This window comes from Wolbachia endosymbiont (group B) of Ablattaria laevigata, assembly GCF_964277395.1.
In the GTDB taxonomy this organism is placed as follows: Bacteria; Pseudomonadota; Alphaproteobacteria; order Rickettsiales; family Anaplasmataceae; genus Wolbachia.
Genome location: NZ_OZ195519.1, coordinates 237,575 through 251,323, shown reverse-complemented (window position 1 = coordinate 251,323; position 13,749 = coordinate 237,575). Strand labels below are relative to the sequence as shown.

Annotated in this window: 24 protein-coding genes and 2 tRNA genes; all 26 read right to left on the bottom strand. The window is 33.4% G+C overall.

Annotation, left to right across the window (positions count from 1 at the left end; all coding sequences use genetic code 11):
• Positions 1-51: 51 nt before the first annotated feature.
• On the bottom strand, positions 52-693 hold the full coding sequence (locus ACICP1_RS01305) for an adenylate kinase family protein (protein WP_264374634.1): 642 nt from the start codon (positions 691-693) through the stop codon (positions 52-54).
• The gene (gene secY, locus ACICP1_RS01300; RefSeq protein WP_010404717.1) at positions 690-2,018 is read right to left on the bottom strand and encodes a preprotein translocase subunit SecY; all 1,329 of its coding nucleotides are present in this window, start codon (positions 2,016-2,018) and stop codon (positions 690-692) included. The genes ACICP1_RS01305 and secY overlap by 4 nt, the downstream gene beginning before the upstream one ends.
• Before the next feature lie 3 nt (positions 2,019-2,021).
• Complete coding sequence (rplO, locus tag ACICP1_RS01295) at positions 2,022-2,492, bottom strand: 50S ribosomal protein L15 (protein WP_006012263.1); 471 nt, start codon at positions 2,490-2,492, stop codon at positions 2,022-2,024.
• Positions 2,493-2,495: 3 nt separating this feature from the next.
• On the bottom strand, positions 2,496-3,008 hold the full coding sequence (gene rpsE, locus ACICP1_RS01290) for a 30S ribosomal protein S5 (RefSeq protein WP_010404712.1): 513 nt from the start codon (positions 3,006-3,008) through the stop codon (positions 2,496-2,498).
• A gap of 12 nt (positions 3,009-3,020) precedes the next feature.
• Positions 3,021-3,392, bottom strand: a complete 372-nt coding sequence (gene rplR, locus ACICP1_RS01285; protein ID WP_052265059.1) for a 50S ribosomal protein L18 — start codon at positions 3,390-3,392, stop codon at positions 3,021-3,023.
• 5 nt (positions 3,393-3,397) lie between these two features.
• Positions 3,398-3,943, bottom strand: coding sequence for a 50S ribosomal protein L6 (gene rplF, locus ACICP1_RS01280; RefSeq protein WP_395460934.1), 546 nt, complete (start codon positions 3,941-3,943; stop codon positions 3,398-3,400).
• Between the two features lie 16 nt (positions 3,944-3,959).
• Entirely contained in the window at positions 3,960-4,355 is a 396-nt protein-coding gene (gene rpsH / locus ACICP1_RS01275; RefSeq protein ID WP_007302546.1) for a 30S ribosomal protein S8, read from the bottom strand.
• A gap of 22 nt (positions 4,356-4,377) precedes the next feature.
• Positions 4,378-4,686: a 30S ribosomal protein S14 gene (rpsN, locus tag ACICP1_RS01270; protein WP_007302545.1), complete on the bottom strand. Its 309-nt coding sequence runs from the start codon at positions 4,684-4,686 to the stop codon at positions 4,378-4,380.
• A gap of 12 nt (positions 4,687-4,698) precedes the next feature.
• Complete coding sequence (gene rplE / locus ACICP1_RS01265; RefSeq protein WP_052265060.1) at positions 4,699-5,235, bottom strand: 50S ribosomal protein L5; 537 nt, start codon at positions 5,233-5,235, stop codon at positions 4,699-4,701.
• Positions 5,236-5,241: 6 nt separating this feature from the next.
• Positions 5,242-5,559, bottom strand: coding sequence for a 50S ribosomal protein L24 (rplX, locus tag ACICP1_RS01260; RefSeq protein ID WP_010404700.1), 318 nt, complete (start codon positions 5,557-5,559; stop codon positions 5,242-5,244).
• Entirely contained in the window at positions 5,559-5,918 is a 360-nt protein-coding gene (gene rplN / locus ACICP1_RS01255; protein WP_395460933.1) for a 50S ribosomal protein L14, read from the bottom strand. The genes rplX and rplN overlap by 1 nt, the downstream gene beginning before the upstream one ends.
• An 18-nt stretch (positions 5,919-5,936) precedes the next feature.
• Complete coding sequence (gene rpsQ, locus ACICP1_RS01250) at positions 5,937-6,167, bottom strand: 30S ribosomal protein S17 (protein ID WP_010404696.1); 231 nt, start codon at positions 6,165-6,167, stop codon at positions 5,937-5,939.
• Positions 6,160-6,363 carry a 50S ribosomal protein L29 gene (gene rpmC / locus ACICP1_RS01245; protein WP_007302540.1) on the bottom strand — a complete coding sequence of 68 codons (204 nt, stop codon included), beginning with the start codon at positions 6,361-6,363 and terminating at the stop codon, positions 6,160-6,162. The genes rpsQ and rpmC overlap by 8 nt, the downstream gene beginning before the upstream one ends.
• A gap of 11 nt (positions 6,364-6,374) precedes the next feature.
• Positions 6,375-6,788, bottom strand: coding sequence for a 50S ribosomal protein L16 (rplP, locus tag ACICP1_RS01240; RefSeq protein ID WP_006012233.1), 414 nt, complete (start codon positions 6,786-6,788; stop codon positions 6,375-6,377).
• Positions 6,789-6,799: 11 nt separating this feature from the next.
• The gene (gene rpsC, locus ACICP1_RS01235) at positions 6,800-7,420 is read right to left on the bottom strand and encodes a 30S ribosomal protein S3 (protein ID WP_353278293.1); all 621 of its coding nucleotides are present in this window, start codon (positions 7,418-7,420) and stop codon (positions 6,800-6,802) included.
• 39 nt (positions 7,421-7,459) lie between these two features.
• The gene (gene rplV / locus ACICP1_RS01230) at positions 7,460-7,810 is read right to left on the bottom strand and encodes a 50S ribosomal protein L22 (RefSeq protein WP_007302537.1); all 351 of its coding nucleotides are present in this window, start codon (positions 7,808-7,810) and stop codon (positions 7,460-7,462) included.
• 9 nt (positions 7,811-7,819) lie between these two features.
• Complete coding sequence (gene rpsS / locus ACICP1_RS01225; RefSeq protein ID WP_010404687.1) at positions 7,820-8,104, bottom strand: 30S ribosomal protein S19; 285 nt, start codon at positions 8,102-8,104, stop codon at positions 7,820-7,822.
• Between the two features lie 3 nt (positions 8,105-8,107).
• On the bottom strand, positions 8,108-8,932 hold the full coding sequence (rplB, locus tag ACICP1_RS01220; protein WP_264682342.1) for a 50S ribosomal protein L2: 825 nt from the start codon (positions 8,930-8,932) through the stop codon (positions 8,108-8,110).
• A gap of 1 nt (position 8,933) precedes the next feature.
• Positions 8,934-9,221 (bottom strand): 50S ribosomal protein L23, encoded by a 288-nt coding sequence (locus ACICP1_RS01215; protein WP_015588346.1) that lies wholly within the window; start codon positions 9,219-9,221, stop codon positions 8,934-8,936.
• Positions 9,218-9,832, bottom strand: coding sequence for a 50S ribosomal protein L4 (gene rplD / locus ACICP1_RS01210; RefSeq protein ID WP_006012216.1), 615 nt, complete (start codon positions 9,830-9,832; stop codon positions 9,218-9,220). The genes ACICP1_RS01215 and rplD overlap by 4 nt, the downstream gene beginning before the upstream one ends.
• Before the next feature lie 2 nt (positions 9,833-9,834).
• Positions 9,835-10,557 (bottom strand): 50S ribosomal protein L3, encoded by a 723-nt coding sequence (rplC, locus tag ACICP1_RS01205; RefSeq protein ID WP_395460932.1) that lies wholly within the window; start codon positions 10,555-10,557, stop codon positions 9,835-9,837.
• A 16-nt stretch (positions 10,558-10,573) separates the two neighbouring features.
• Positions 10,574-10,888, bottom strand: coding sequence for a 30S ribosomal protein S10 (gene rpsJ / locus ACICP1_RS01200; protein WP_395461299.1), 315 nt, complete (start codon positions 10,886-10,888; stop codon positions 10,574-10,576).
• 14 nt (positions 10,889-10,902) lie between these two features.
• The gene (gene tuf / locus ACICP1_RS01195) at positions 10,903-12,075 is read right to left on the bottom strand and encodes an elongation factor Tu (protein ID WP_395460931.1); all 1,173 of its coding nucleotides are present in this window, start codon (positions 12,073-12,075) and stop codon (positions 10,903-10,905) included.
• 77 nt (positions 12,076-12,152) lie between these two features.
• Positions 12,153-12,223, bottom strand: a tRNA-Gly gene (locus tag ACICP1_RS01190).
• Between the two features lie 4 nt (positions 12,224-12,227).
• A tRNA-Tyr gene (locus ACICP1_RS01185) sits at positions 12,228-12,309 on the bottom strand.
• Positions 12,310-12,418: 109 nt separating this feature from the next.
• Complete coding sequence (carA, locus tag ACICP1_RS01180; RefSeq protein ID WP_395460930.1) at positions 12,419-13,507, bottom strand: glutamine-hydrolyzing carbamoyl-phosphate synthase small subunit; 1,089 nt, start codon at positions 13,505-13,507, stop codon at positions 12,419-12,421.
• Positions 13,508-13,749: the final 242 nt, after the last annotated feature.

The following is a 13,749-nucleotide window of genomic DNA, read 5'->3' as shown; positions in this document are numbered from 1 at the left end:
CGATACTTTATTAATAATAACTCTTAATTTATACCATAAAACAACTTATAGTCAAATCAAATTACAAGAAATTTTACTTTCAATCTCTTGCATTACTCTATCAACACTCAAATTAGCGTTAATTGTTAACAACTTGCCCTTATAATACTCGCGCAAACCCTTTATCTGAGAATGATATTCTCTTATCCTCTTATTAATTGCAAGCATATTAGCATCATCAATTCTCTTCTCCAATCTCGTACTTTTACATTTAGCACAAGTAGTATTCTTAAAAGAAGATATACTATATATACTTTTACAATCCAAACAAGTAAGACGATCTTTTAATCTATCAATTGCAATATTATCGTCAAGCTGCAACTCAATTACAAGATCAACATCCCTATTGCATCTTTTTTGCAAAACTTGAGTTAAAAAATGAGCTTGATTTAAATTTCTTGGAAAACCATCTAACAAAAAATCACCATCTATTAATGCAAGCTGGTCACACAATAATTTACATATAACTTCATCTTGAATTAAATTACCAGATTCAACAGTATCCTTTATTCCTTTACCTAATTTACTCCCACTAGATATAATATTCCTTAATAAATCTCCTACTGAAACTAATTTAAAATTATACTTTGCTATTAACAAACTGGACTGAGTACCCTTACCAGAGCCAGGAGGACCAAAAATTGTAATGATCACTTTAGTCTCCTTGTTTTAGACTCATATTTCTTTATCCAACTATCGTACCTATTTGAAAAAACATAAGATTGTACTTGCATAATAGTATCAGTAATAACGTTAACTATAATCAGCAAGCTCGTCCCACCAAAAATAAATGGTATATCATAATGATACCTCATAATTTCAGGTATAGTACATATTACCACCAAATACGCAGACCCAATAAATGTTAATTTAAAAACTATATCTTGAAGATAATCAGAAGTATGTTTTCCAGGCCCTCTACCAGGAATAAAACCACCATTTTTCCTAAGAAAATCAGCATTTTCCTCTGGATTAAATATAAAATTGGTATAGAAAAAATTAAAAAGTACTATGAGTATTAAGTAAGTTATAATGTACATCACTTTATTTGCCATAAAGTAGTTTAAAATAAAATCAGCAATGGCATGACCTTTATAGAAATTTGCAATTGAAATAGGCGTTAATAGAATTGCGTTAGCAAAAATAGTTGGTATTACACCAGATAAATTGATCTTCAATGGAATGTAAGTAAAATCATCATTATGTAATTTTTTAAACTGTTTTTTGGGATATTGAACAATTACCTTTCTATAAGAAGATTCTGTAAAAATGACTAAAAGGAGCAGTAAAAAAAACAATGCTATAACAAAAAGGGTAATGAAAAACGACATACTACCATTTTTATTTAATGTTAGCAGAGATGATAAAGCATTATGTAATTCAGATGTTATGCCAGTAAAAATGATTAATGAGATACCATTGCCTATACCGCTCACACTGATCCGCTCACCAAGCCATATTAAAAATATAGTTCCACCTAAAAGGCTAAAGACACCTATAGTACGAAACATAATACCAGGTTCAACTACAACTAATACCCCTTCCCTATTCATTCTTTCTAACCCTATTAAGATCGTAATTGATTGAAAGATACAAAACACTATAGTCATATAGCGTATATAAGAGTTCATCTTTCGACGTCCTAACTCTCCTTCATTTTTAATTTCATTGATTCCTTTAACGGCAGAAGATAATAATTGCATAACTATGGATGCAACTATGTATGGCATAACGTTTAACGCCAAGATCGTCATTCTAGCTAAAGCGCCACCAGAAAATAAATTAAATACTCCAAAAACACCAGAACTCTCTTTTGGAAATATATCATTGATTATATCAAGATTAACTCCAGGAATAGGAACATAAGTGCCTAAACGATAACAAACTAAAGCCATTAGCGTAAAAAATATACGCTTTAGTAAATCACTTTTATATAACAACGTAGAATCCAAACTATTAAATGCAAATTTACTGCTCATGATTTACGATAGTATTTCTACACTACCACCAACTGAAGCTACAGATCTTTTTGCAGCTTCTGATGCAAAATCAACATGAAACACAAATTTTTCGCTTAATTTACCCTTATTAAGAAGTTTGATTTTACTTTTAACAGATCTGATAAAACCTAATTTATGCAGTAGCTCCTTATCTATGATAGAATCCTTGACTATTTTTTTAGCTTCCATTAAGCACTGTACATCACCAACATTAAATATAGAGTATAAGTTTTTGCGTATAGGCTTAAAACCTCTTTTAGGTAAACGAGTATATATAGACTGCTGTCCACCTTCAAAACCATTTATAGAAACGCCACTTCTCGCTTTTTGCCCTTTATGCCCCCTACCAGATGTTTTACCTTTACCACAACCAATACCTCTACCTAATAATTTAGGCTTCTTTTTCTTAGATAATTTGGTAAACACAGAATTTAATTTTACAGCATCATTCATACTTTACCTATTTCCAACTATCTCACTAATCTTTTTACCCCTCTTACCTGCCACTTGGCGAGGAGATAACATAACATCAAAAGCCTTAAATACTGCACATATAATATTATGGGGATCATTTGATCTAGTAGACTTAGCTACCACATCCTTTATACCTAATACCTCAAAAACCGACCTCATTGCTCCACCAGCAATAATACCTGTTCCAGTTCTTGCAGCTCTTAAAACTATCTCACCAGAACAAAATTTAGCTTTAATATCATGATGTAAAGTTCTACCTTCACGTAAGTACACCCTAATCATCGACTTCTTTGCAGCATTTACAGCTTTCACTCTTGCTTCAGCAACCTCTGCGTGTTTACCTATTCCACATCCTACCCTACCCTTACCATCACCAACAACAACCAAAGTTGAAAATGAAAATCTTCTACCACCTTTAGTAACCGTTGTTACCCTTCGCACTGAAACCAAAAGTTCTGATAAATCATTATTATTTTGTAAATTCTTTACAGCCATATTTAAAACCTTCTAAAATTTAAATCCAGAGCTTCTTAAAGCCTCAGCAAATTGAGAAATCAATCCTGTATACTTATATGCTCCCCGATCAAAGACGAACCGCTGCTGCAATTTTGTACTAGGCAGACGCTCAATCAATAAAGAAGAAACCTGTTTTATAGTTTCAGCATTGACCCTACCTTTACATACATTCCTAATTTTATCATCCAAAGTAGAAGCAGAAGCTAGGGTTATTCCTTTTGCATCGTTAATCAACTGAACGTAAAAATGTTTATTAGACTTAAATACGGATATACGTAAACGTCCAGCGCTCTTATCGAGCTTCGCTCTATTACGAAGTTTCCTTTTTTCATAGCTACTTAAAAAATTATACAATCTTTTCATTTTAATTACTTCTTTTTATTTACAACCTTACGCAGCATAAATTTGCCTTTTATTACAATACCCTTACCTTTATAAGGATCATATTTTCTAATTTTGCATATATCAGAAGCCACCATATAGACTTTTTGCTTATCCATACCGCGAATCACTAAATGAGTTGGCTTTATACACTTAATCTCAACGTCTTTAGGCACTTTATACTTAATATTATGACTATAACCAAGATATAAAGTCAAATACTTATCATCACATTCTGCTTTATACCCCACACCATTAATCTCAAGATCAACAGAAAAATCATTAACCATACCGTTAATCATGTTATTAATATTACTTCTATAAGTGCCCCATATAGATTTTATTTTATCATAATCATCCCTGCCTTGATCAACAGAAAGTAACAATTGATTATCAACTATCTGACACAGAATGCCACTACACAAGTTCAGCTCTTTTTCTGCCCTAACACTTCTTATTAATACCCTACCATCATTATATTCAACTGAAAGATCAGCAGGAATATTGATAGGTGAGGCACCTATACGAGACATACATTTCTCCTATCATTTAAAATACACGACACAAAACTTCTCCACCAACTTTTAATCTACGTGCATTATAATCGGTCATCACTCCTTTCGGTGTAGATATAATAAAAATTCCAAGACCATTATATGCTTTAGAAATGTCCTTACACTTAGAATAATAACGACAACCGGGCTTTGATACCCTAGCTATATCATTAATCACAGGTGATTTATCATAATACTTCAACTGCACAACAAGCGAAGGGATACTATCACTCTCTTGCTTTTCATAATTAAGAATATACCCTTCCTCTTTTAAGATCTTCAATATAGAAGAATTCACTTTAGAGAATAGGACTCTTGTTTCCCTATGCATTGCCAATTGAGCATTACGTATTCTTGTTAAAAAATCACCAATACCATCAGATAACGACACTATTACACTCCTTATATCACATTTACCAACTAGATTTTGTAACCCCTGGAACTTGTCCAAAAGAACACAAATCACGTAAAACAATCCTACATAAACCAAATTTTCTATATACTCCTCTCGGCCTACCAGTTAAAGCGCATCTATTCCTAATTCTGATTTTAGAAGAATCTCTAGGCAATTTTTTAATCAGCTTACTTTGAGCTGCAAACCTTTTTGCAATAGATAAATCCTTATTATTCATTATAGATTTTAATTCTTCCCTTCTCTCCCTATACTGATCGCATAACTTTATTCTACGAAGATTCTTCTGTATCATGGATTTTTTTGCCATATATATTTTCTCTCAATTATCAAAAAAAGGGAATTTAAGAGCCAGTAATAATTCCTTTGCTTCCTTATCACTAACTGCACTTGTTATAATATTAATATCCATACCTCTAATTTTACTTATTTTATCATAGTCTATTTCTAAAAATGATATATGCTCCTTGATACCAAGGGAAAAATTACCATGACCATCAAATTGCTTCACACTAAACCCTCTAAAATCTTTTTCCCTTGGCAAAGCAATATATATTAATCTTTCTAAGAATTCATACATTTTATTTCTACGCAAAGTCACTTTACAACCTACAGTTGCACCTTTTCTAATTTTGAAACCAGAAATAGATTTTTTTGCAAAGGTTAACACAGGCTTTTGCCCAGTAATCAAATGTAGATTATCAAATGGCTCATTTATCGCTTTATTGTCCGTAGCAGCATCTCCAACGCCCATATTGATACACACCTTGACAAGTTTAGGCACTTGCATTACATTGCCGTAATTAAACTTATCCTTTAAGGATTTTACTATATTATCTTTATACAACTGTTTAAACATATCAACCTAATCTATCACTTCTCCAGAAACTTTCGCAAAACGCACTTTTCTACCATCTATAATCTTAAATCCTACTTTAGTTGGAGTTTTACACTTAGGATCCAATATTGCAACATTGGATACATCAATAGCTAACTCTTTATTCAATATACCACCACCACTACCAGCTCTTGGTTTAGTATGTCTCTTACACACATTTACGCCAGAAACAACTACTTTCTTTTTAGCATCACGTATTATAACTTTGATTACCTTACCAATTTTTCTCTTATCTTTACCAGTTAAAACTATAATATCATCACCACTTTTTATTTTAGCACTCATTATAAAACCTCATCAGCTAATGACATTATTTTCATAAAAGAACCAGATAACAACTTTTTTACTGGACCAAACACCCGAGTGCCAAGTGGTTCACCTTGATCATTAATTAAAACCACAGCATTGCTAGAAAAACGAATTACAGAACCATCAGATTTCTTAACACTATTTTTTACTCTAACAACAACTGCTTTATATACTTTTCCTTTTTCAACTTTACCTTTTGGGTTAATAGACTTAGTAGATATAACAATCGTATCACCTACAGATGCAGATTTCCTACCACCTAACAAGCCAATACAAAGCACTGCACGCGCACCAGAATTATCAGCTACTTCTAACAATGTATTTTTTTGAATCATATAAATACCTATTCCTTTTTAGCTATTGATAACAACCCATTTTTTAGTAACAGAAATAGGCTTATGTTCCTGTATTAAAACCCTATCTCCCTTTTTGCAACTATTATTCTCATCATGTGCTGTATACTTCTTGTATTTTTTAATAACTTTTTTATACAGCCTATCCTTATACACTTGTAACACCGAAACCTTTACAGTCTTATCAGACTCAGCATTAGTTACGACACCACAAAAAACCTTCTTAGGCATTTTTTCCCTCTCTCTTTCTTCTATTTAATACAGTTAGACTACGAGCTATGCTCTTTCTTATTAAGCTAAAACGCGAAAAATTGTTGCACTGGCCCAGCTTTTTTTGAAAAGCCAAATTAACAAATTCTTTCCTCAAATTCACAAGAAGTTCATGTAATCCTTGTGAAGATTCTGATTCAAATTTAACTATATCCATTGCAACTCCATTCAATTATGATTAGATATAAATTTACACTTCATAGGAAGCTTAGCAGTCGCTTTTTCAAGCGCCAATCTTGCTAAATGCATGGGAACATCACTACTAATTTCAAACAAAACCCTACCGGGCTTAGCTTTAAATACCCAAAATTCAACACTACCTTTCCCTTTACCCATACGTACATCTGCTGGCTTTTTACTAACCGGGGTATCAGGAAAAATTCTTATCCACACTTTACCAGAGCGTTTTAACGTTCTAGATATTACGCGCCTTGCAGTTTCAATATGCTTAGACTGAACCTTACCTACTTCCATAGCTTTTAATCCATAATCTCCAAAAGACAGCGTGCTACCACCCTTAGCATTACCCTTGATTCTCCCCTTAAATACCTTTTTATATTTACTCTTTTTGGGAACAAACATTTCAATATACCTTAACTACCAACATAAACCCAAACTTTAACTCCTATAATACCACATATAGTCTTCGCTTCACAAAAAGCATAATCTATATTAGCACGCAAAGTGTGTAAAGGCAAACGACCTTCTTTGTACCATTCAGTACGAGCTATTTCAGCTCCGCCAAGACGCCCAGAGCAACTTACTTTAATACCCTCAGCACCCATCTTCAAACAATTTTGAATAGCTTTTTTCATCGCTCTTCTACATGAAATCCTTTTTTCTAGCTGATGTGTAATACTCCTTGATATTAAAACTGCATCTATTTCAGACTTTTTAACTCCTACTACATTCACTTCGACACTACTTTCTACTTTTTTAGCTATTTTTTGCTTTATCTTCTCAACATCCAAACCTTTCTTACCTATTATAACTCCAGGCTTAGAAGAATGTATTATTACAGACACTAAATTAATTGTACGCTCTACAGTTACTTTAGAAATACCAGCATGCTTAAAGGATTCATTTATATAACTGCGAATAAATAGATCTTGATGCAATTTCTGTTTATAATCGTCTGTAGCACACCAAACAGAATCCCAGGTATTACTATTTATTTGCAATCTAAATACTTTAGGATTAACCTTCTGTCCCATATTTTTACACTTTCCTTATTAATTTTCCATTTCTATAAATCATACAATTTCTTTCAATTTTATAGTTATATTACTATAAAATTTGCTCATTCTATTAGCCCTACCCATAGCTTTTGGATATACTCTACGCAAAGTAAGTGACTTACCTATTAAAATTTCCTTTATATATAAATTATCAACGTTCAATCCATAATTATTTTGAGCATTAGCAATTGCAGAATTCAACACCTTCATTATAAAACCGGCAGCCTTTTTTTCACAAAATCTTAATTGTACATTAGCAAAAGAAACTTTTTTATTACGCACTAAATCAGCAACCAAATTTAATTTGCGAGGAGTTGATCTTAAAACCTTAGAACCAGCCTCAACTATTATATCCCTATTTTTCATATCAATTACCTACCTTCTTGTTGCCTTTTTATCACCACCGTGCCCAGTAAATTTACGAGTAGGTGAAAATTCACCAAATTTATGACCTATCATATTCTGATTATCAACACTAACAGGAATGTAATCTTTACCATTATAAACAGCAAACTTTAAACCCAAACAATTAGGAAGAATTACAGAAGCCCTGGAATGAATTTTTATCACCTTATTAATAGAACCCTCTTTTAAAGCTCTCTGAACTAATCTTAGTACAGATGGATGTAAAAAAGGTGGTTTCCATACAGATCTACTCATAAATTAACCTTTCAATTTTTTTATATACTTATCACTAGATTTATTTTTTTTCCTAGTTTTCTTTCCTTTTGTTGCAACACCCCAAGGAGTAACAGGATGACGACCGCCAGAAGTTTTTCCCTCTCCACCTCCATGAGGATGGTCAACCGGATTCATTGCAACTCCACGTACAGTAGGTCTAATCCCAAGCCACCTACTTCTCCCAGCTTTACCCAACTTTCTATTCTTATGGTCAGGGTTAGATACTACACCAATAGTAGCCTTGCAAGAAGATAAAATCAACCTAATTTGACCAGACCTGAGTCGTAATAAAACATATTGGCCATCACGACCAACGATTTGTGCATAACAACCAGCAGCTCTAGCAATCGCAGCACCATTACCTGGCTTCAGCTCAATATTATGAACGAAAGAACCAACAGGTATATGCTTGAGTAGTAAACAATTCCCTGGCAAAATATCAGCATCATCTCCAGCTATCACAACATCACCAGGCTTCATACCTTGAGGAGCTAATATATAAGATTTAGCATCATCTTCCTTATATGATACTAATGCTAAAAACCCACTTCTATTTGGATCATACTCTATTTTCTCAACTATACCCTGATCACTTCTATTACGTTTGAAATCTATAACTCTATACTTCTTCTTGTGACCACCACCTCTATGACGAGTTGTAATTCTACCATGATTATTTCTTCCACCACTGGATTTTTTACCAAATACAAGAGACTTCTCCGGCTTATCTTTTGATAAACCAACTTTACTTATTAATACAGTCCCACGAGAAGACGGAGTAACAGGATTAAAAAATTTCATACCCATATTAAACGCTCATTATATCTAATTTTTGACCATCTATCAAAGAAAAATAAACCTTTTTTCTCTGTTTTTTACAACCAATCACACCCCTAAACCGTCTATATTTAGGTTTAACTCTAATAACATTTATAGAAGAAATTCTGACATTAAATAAAGACTCTATTGCCGATTTTATTTGACGCTTATTTACATTTACAAAAACATACAAAGAGTATTTATTAAACTTCTCTCTTAAAAGAGAAGCCTTTTCTGTGATTACAGGAGATTTTATTATATTATTATATTTAATCATAACAATCTACCTTCAAGATGCTTTAAAGTGTCTTTTGTTAACATCACGCATTCATGATTCAATATATCAAAAACATTTAACCCAATAGGTTTGATTAAATCTACATAATGCAAATTTTTAGCAGCACGTAACAAATCATCTCCATAATCACCAACTATTAAAAAAGAAGAAAATTTAAAATTTTTAATATATTCACACATTTTAGATGTTTTCTTCACATCAACATTTAAACTATCAAGAACAATAACTTGATTATTTAAATATTTTAGAGATAAAGCAATTTTCAAACCAAATTTACGTACTTTTTTATTAAGAGAATAAGCATGACTCCTCACAACAGGACCAAAAATAATTCCACCACCTCTAAACTGAGGAGATCGCAAGCTCCCCTGTCTCGCCCTACCGGTACGTTTTTGACCATACGGCTTAGCTGTTGTACCAGAAACATCACTGATACCCTTTGTTTTATGAGCACCAACTCTTCTCTTTGCTAATTGCCATCTCACTATATCATGCAAAATACTCAATTTTTGCTTGGCAGAAAATATCAAGGGATTAAGCTCAACACTACCTACATTATTATTAGATAGATCAACTAATTCACATTCCATAACTAACTCACCAAATTATTAGCATCATCACTCATATTCAACAGCAGACCTGCTGGAAAAGGAACATCTTTATGTAAAGGCTTTTTAACTGCATCTCTCACAAAAACATAAGAGTTTTTAAACCCAGGAACATTATTACCCTTTACAGCAATTATGCTATTTTCATAATCAATGGATAATATTTTCATATTCTGTACAGTTACTCTGCTATTACCTAAATGACCAGCCATTTTCTTCCCCTTGAATACTCTACCAGGATCTTGACATTGACCAGTAGAACCTTGTGATCTATGAGCAATAGAAACACCATGAGATGCCCTAAGCCCACTGAAGTTATGCCGCTTCATCACACCAGCAAACCCTTTGCCTAAAGAATAACCCGTAATATCAAGATATTGACCAACTACAAAATGATTAACCCCCACCTTTTTACCACATTCTATTCCGAATAGATCAGTTAATCTACTTTCGTATAATTTACATTTATTATTTATACCCTTTTTCTTTAAATATTCCAACTGAGGTTTTGCTATTTTTTTAAAATCTCCTGTGCCTAAAATGACTGAATTGTAGCCACATTCATCTTGTCCTTTTATATCGATAATATAAGTTTCGCTGAGATGTAATAAGGTTACAGCCATGCGACTATTATCAAAATACATAGCAGTATGGCCAACATTCATCATTAACAAACCAATTCTCCTAAGCGAATTTATTCTCTTCATTTTCTTTTCCTAAATATTAACCTTCCTTAACCTTTAAATCCACTTCTACACCAGCAGAAAAAGATAAATCTGCAAGCATCTGCATCATAGTAGAAGTAGGATTATGTACAACAACTAACCGCTTAGAAATTCTCATTTCAAATTGCTCACGAGATTTTTTATCAACATGAGGAGACCTATTAACAGTAAATTTAGAATCTTTTCTTGGCAACGCAATCGGACCAGATAAATCTGCATTAAACTGCTTTAATTGATCAATAAACTCGCGAATACACTTTTCCAATAAAGAACAATCGAAAGCTTTGATTCTAATATATATATCTTGCTTCATCTTAGTTATTACACTCATTCTAAAATTTCCGAAACAACGCCAGAACCAACAGTTCTACCACCTTCTCTTATCGCAAAACGTAATCCTTTATCCATTGCTATTGGTACTTGCAACTCCACTTCTATACTCACATTGTCCCCTGGCATTACCATCTCCTTTCCATCTAGCAATTTTATGCTCCCAGTTACATCCGTTGTCCTTAAATAAAACTGTGGCTGATAATTTCCAAAAAATGGTGTATGCCTTCCTCCTTCTTCTTTCTTCAATATATACACCTCCGCATTAAATTTCTTATGCGGGGTTATTGTCCCTGGTTTTGCCAATACTTGCCCTCTCTCCACTTCTTCTCTCTTTGTTCCTCTTAGTAGTATTCCTACATTGAGTCCTGCACTCCCCTTATCTAGCAACTTCTTAAACATCTCAACACCAGTACATGTCGTCTTTTGCGTCGCTTTCAGACCTATTATCTCTATCTCATCCCCTGTCTTTATCTCCCCCTTCTCTATTCTTCCTGTTACTACCGTCCCTCGGCCCGATATTGAAAATACATCTTCTATTGGCAACAAAAACGGCAAATCTACAGGCCTTGGAGGTACTGCCACATACTCATCTAACTTCTCCATCAATTTATCTATTGATTTCTTTCCATACTCACTACTATCATCCTCTAATGCTTTTAACGCAGACCCAACTATCACAGGCACTTCATCACCTGGAAATCCATACTTACTCAGCAACTCTCTCACTTCCATTTCTACCAAATCTATCATATCAGCATCAGCAACATCAGCTTTATTTATATATACCACGATATATCCAACACCCACCTGTTTTGCCAGCAATATATGCTCTCTCGTTTGTGGCATCGGCCCATCAACCCCTGACACTACCAATATCGCTGCATCCATCTGTGCTGCACCTACTATCATATTCTTTACATAATCAGCATGTCCAGGGCAATCAACGTGTGCATAGTGTCTCTTTTCTGTTTGATATTCAACATGCGCTGTTGCTATTGTTATACCTCTCTTTCTCTCTTCTGGCGCTTTATCTATTTGATCATATGCTACAAAATTACCATAATGCTTTGTTATCGCCGCTGTTAACGTTGTCTTCCCATGATCCACATGTCCTATCGTTCCCACGTTTACATGCGGCTTTCCAAATGCTTCTACTATCGCTGTCATAATTTTAACTCTTCTACCTAAAATACAAATACATCAATAAATAATATGTTGATTTTATATAAATACAACAAAAAAAGAGCGGATAGTGGGAATCGAACCCACGTCACTAGCTTGGAAGGCTAGAGCTCTACCATTGAGCTATACCCGCACAATGGAGGAGGTAGGATTCGAACCTACGTACGCAATGCGGACAGATTTACAGTCTGTTACCTTTAACCACTCGGTCACTCCTCCACAAAAATCTGTTAAGAGAACACTACCTTAACTTAAGTTTTATTATTCCTAATATTAAACATCCAAATCCAAAAGATCAAGTAATAAAAGCTAATCTAACTGATTTCAGTTAGATTTTACTTTTATATAACAAAATATTGTCAATAAAACGCCCAAATAAGTAATGTGAATCATGTGTACCTGGCGCTTCTTCTGGATGGTATTGAGTAGAAAAGACTGGGTAATCCTTCATCATTATCCCCTCTACACTATTATCAAATAGAGAAATATGAGTAACTTCAACGTTACTTGGAAGAGAAGCTGAATCAACAACAAAACCATGATTTTGGCTAGTTATCTCAACTTTTTTACTCTCCAGATCATAAACTGGATGATTACTCCCTCGATGACCAATATCCATCTTGACAGTCTTTGCTCCCAAAGTAACTGCAAGTAATTGATGGCCCAGGCATATGCCAAAAACTGGTATTTTAGATTTCACAATAATTTCTATTTCTGAAATTACACTCTCTCCTATCTCTTGTGGATCACCAGGGCCATTTGAAAGCACTATACCATCTGGATTCATGCTTAATATTTTGTGAGCAAAACCTGTATCTGGTTTGACTAATTCAACCGTACAATCAAGTTCTACTAAGCGTGAGATTATACTATTTTTTATACCGAAATCAACAATTACAACCCTATATTTTGCATTAAGAACGCTTTGAAAGTTATTACTTAAACTGACTTTCTTAGTTATTTCTATTCCATTTACAGATTTGTATTTCTTCAATTCATCTAATATATGTGCCTCACTTGACGGACATATCATTCCATTTTGAGATCCATGTTTTCTCAAATATCTCGTCAAAGCTCTAGTATCAATTCCCGATATCCCAACTACATTATTTTTCTCCAACCAATCATTTAAACTAATATATGAAGAAGAGTGAGACATAGGAGAAAGTTCACGCATAACCACACCACTTGCAAAAATTTTCTCTCCTTCATTATCTTTATGATTTATTCCAACATTACCAATATGAGGAAAAGTGAACGCTATTATTTGATCAGCAAAAGAAGGATCTGTTATAGTATGCTGATAACCTGTCATACCAGTGGTAAAACAAACTTCACCTATACATTTGCCTCTTTTACCTACCGATTTTCCCAAAAAGCACTTGCCATCTTGTAAAACTAAAGCTGCATCCTGCATTTAATTCTCTCAACTCATTTAAAATATTATATAAGAATTTTAAATTACAAGTAAGCAAATACTAAATTTCCCTTTAAGTTTATATAAAATTCAAAATTATAAGTAGCTTTCTTTTTTTATTATTTAGCAAAATTATAGCAAACTTAACTTGTGTGAATAGGCAATAGTCATTACATTCATACTTCATGTTATATAAATTCACATGGATAGAAAAACTTGTCTCATTACAGGAGCATCATCTG

Bases quoted from the DNA above. Each gene is read 5' to 3' on its own strand.
- secY (WP_010404717.1), bottom strand. From the start codon at position 2,018: ATGAGCAGTAAATTTGCATTTAATAGTTTGGATTCTACGTTGTTATAT.
- rplO (WP_006012263.1), bottom strand. From the start codon at position 2,492: ATGAATGATGCTGTAAAATTAAATTCTGTGTTTACCAAATTATCTAAG.
- rpsE (WP_010404712.1), bottom strand. From the start codon at position 3,008: ATGGCTGTAAAGAATTTACAAAATAATAATGATTTATCAGAACTTTTG.
- rplR (WP_052265059.1), bottom strand. From the start codon at position 3,392: ATGAAAAGATTGTATAATTTTTTAAGTAGCTATGAAAAAAGGAAACTT.
- rplF (WP_395460934.1), bottom strand. From the start codon at position 3,943: ATGTCTCGTATAGGTGCCTCACCTATCAATATTCCTGCTGATCTTTCA.
- rpsN (WP_007302545.1), bottom strand. From the start codon at position 4,686: ATGGCAAAAAAATCCATGATACAGAAGAATCTTCGTAGAATAAAGTTA.
- rplE (WP_052265060.1), bottom strand. From the start codon at position 5,235: ATGTTTAAACAGTTGTATAAAGATAATATAGTAAAATCCTTAAAGGAT.
- rplX (WP_010404700.1), bottom strand. From the start codon at position 5,559: ATGAGTGCTAAAATAAAAAGTGGTGATGATATTATAGTTTTAACTGGT.
- rplN (WP_395460933.1), bottom strand. From the start codon at position 5,918: ATGATTCAAAAAAATACATTGTTAGAAGTAGCTGATAATTCTGGTGCG.
- rpsQ (WP_010404696.1), bottom strand. From the start codon at position 6,167: ATGCCTAAGAAGGTTTTTTGTGGTGTCGTAACTAATGCTGAGTCTGAT.
- rpmC (WP_007302540.1), bottom strand. From the start codon at position 6,363: ATGGATATAGTTAAATTTGAATCAGAATCTTCACAAGGATTACATGAA.
- rplP (WP_006012233.1), bottom strand. From the start codon at position 6,788: ATGTTTGTTCCCAAAAAGAGTAAATATAAAAAGGTATTTAAGGGGAGA.
- rpsC (WP_353278293.1), bottom strand. From the start codon at position 7,420: ATGGGACAGAAGGTTAATCCTAAAGTATTTAGATTGCAAATAAATAGT.
- rplV (WP_007302537.1), bottom strand. From the start codon at position 7,810: ATGAAAAATAGGGATATAATAGTTGAGGCTGGTTCTAAGGTTTTAAGA.
- rpsS (WP_010404687.1), bottom strand. From the start codon at position 8,104: ATGAGTAGATCTGTATGGAAACCACCTTTTTTACATCCATCTGTACTA.
- rplB (WP_264682342.1), bottom strand. From the start codon at position 8,932: ATGGGTATGAAATTTTTTAATCCTGTTACTCCGTCTTCTCGTGGGACT.
- ACICP1_RS01215 (WP_015588346.1), bottom strand. From the start codon at position 9,221: ATGATTAAATATAATAATATAATAAAATCTCCTGTAATCACAGAAAAG.
- rplD (WP_006012216.1), bottom strand. From the start codon at position 9,832: ATGGAATGTGAATTAGTTGATCTATCTAATAATAATGTAGGTAGTGTT.
- rplC (WP_395460932.1), bottom strand. From the start codon at position 10,557: ATGAAGAGAATAAATTCGCTTAGGAGAATTGGTTTGTTAATGATGAAT.
- rpsJ (WP_395461299.1), bottom strand. From the start codon at position 10,888: ATGAAGCAAGATATATATATTAGAATCAAAGCTTTCGATTGTTCTTTA.
- tuf (WP_395460931.1), bottom strand. From the start codon at position 12,075: ATGACAGCGATAGTAGAAGCATTTGGAAAGCCGCATGTAAACGTGGGA.
- carA (WP_395460930.1), bottom strand. From the start codon at position 13,507: ATGCAGGATGCAGCTTTAGTTTTACAAGATGGCAAGTGCTTTTTGGGA.